2 protein-coding genes are annotated in these 1,247 nt (G+C 60.2%); one reads left to right on the top strand and one right to left on the bottom strand.

Going from position 1 to position 1,247, the window contains the following annotated elements:
* Nucleotides 1–42: 42 nt before the first annotated feature.
* Entirely contained in the window at nt 43–405 is a 363-nt protein-coding gene (locus ADT71_RS00190; RefSeq protein ID WP_054434088.1) for a hypothetical protein, read from the bottom strand.
* Nucleotides 406–481: 76 nt separating this feature from the next.
* Here ADT71_RS00190 and ADT71_RS29795 point away from each other — a divergent pair.
* Nucleotides 482–1,247 (top strand): IS5 family transposase gene (locus ADT71_RS29795; protein WP_132470550.1). Its coding sequence is split into 2 segments (ribosomal slippage), with 767 coding nucleotides annotated over them: nt 482–794 and nt 794–1,247; the frame shifts between segments, so codons are not numbered across the junction. This gene is flagged as partial in the annotation.

Raw genomic sequence — 1,247 nt, 5'->3', positions numbered from 1 at the left:
CTAGGTCGTAAACTCATAAACGGCAGCGTGGGCGTGTGACGATTAGCGCTCGCGCTGCCGTCCGATCCTCCGCTTTTGCTTGGCCCTCGTCGCACTTTCGCTGCCGTGGTATTCAGGTGCCAGAGCAAACTTGTCGCGCTCGTCAAATTGACGATCACCGCGTAGGCCGAACGCCTTGAAAAGCCGATAGCCCCGCCACCAAGCGAAGGCCGTCCAGGCCCCGCCGATCGTGACAGCAATGATCCATGCCCACATCGCCGCAGTATCGCTCAACCGTGATTGTACCATCCCAGCAAGTGCGATCGGCAAAATGCCGAGGAATGGTGTGGCCGGTCGCATTCGCGTGGACTGATCGTGATCCACGAAACGGCGCATCCGCAGGTATAGGCTCGCCTTTGGCTTCATATGGACATTTTTGGCACGATCCGGTGCTGACCGCTATCTGATTGCATCTCATGCCCAAGGCTGATTCAGCGTCGGCATGAGCCGATACGACCTAACTGACTTCGAGTGGCGCGTGATCGAGCCGCTGCTGCCCAACAAGCCGCGAGGCGTTCCGCGCGTAGATGACCGCCGCGTGCTGAACGGGATCTTCTGGGTTTTGCGCTCCGGCGCACCATGGCGCGACCTGCCCGAGCGATATGGCCCGCGCACTACCTGCTACAATCGGTTCGTGCGATGGCGGAAGGCCGGAGTGTGGGACCGGATGATGGATGCCATCACCGCCGCGCATGATGGCGATATCCAGATGATCGACAGCACTTCCGTTCGCGCCCATCAGCAGGCCGCGACGGCAAAAAGGGGGATCGAGATCATTGTCTCGGTCGTTCCCGAGGCGGGCTCACGACCAAAATCCATGCGGTCGTTGATGGGCAAGGGCTCCCGATCCGGCTGAGCCTGACCGCAGGGCAAAGCCATGACGGTCAAGCCGCTGACGCACTGCTCGATCATATTGATCTCGGAACAATCGTGCTGGCGGACAAGGCCTATGATGCCGATCGCATCCGAGCATCTCTCCGCGAGAGGGGTGCGTTCGCCAATATTCCGCCCAAGGCCAACCGGCGGTCAAAACCGTACTTCAGCACGTGGCTCTACCGCGAACGGAACCTGATCGAGCGGTTCTTCTCCAAGCTGAAGCACTTCCGCCGCGTCGCCACCCGTTACGACAAGCTCGCCGCCAACTTCCTCGCCATGGTTCAACTTGCCTCAATGCGGCTATGGCTGCGAGCTTATGAGTCTACGGCCTA

The organism is Novosphingobium sp. ST904, assembly GCF_001298105.1.
In the GTDB taxonomy this organism is placed as follows: Bacteria; Pseudomonadota; Alphaproteobacteria; order Sphingomonadales; family Sphingomonadaceae; genus Novosphingobium.
This window is presented reverse-complemented; position numbering and strand designations above follow the sequence as displayed.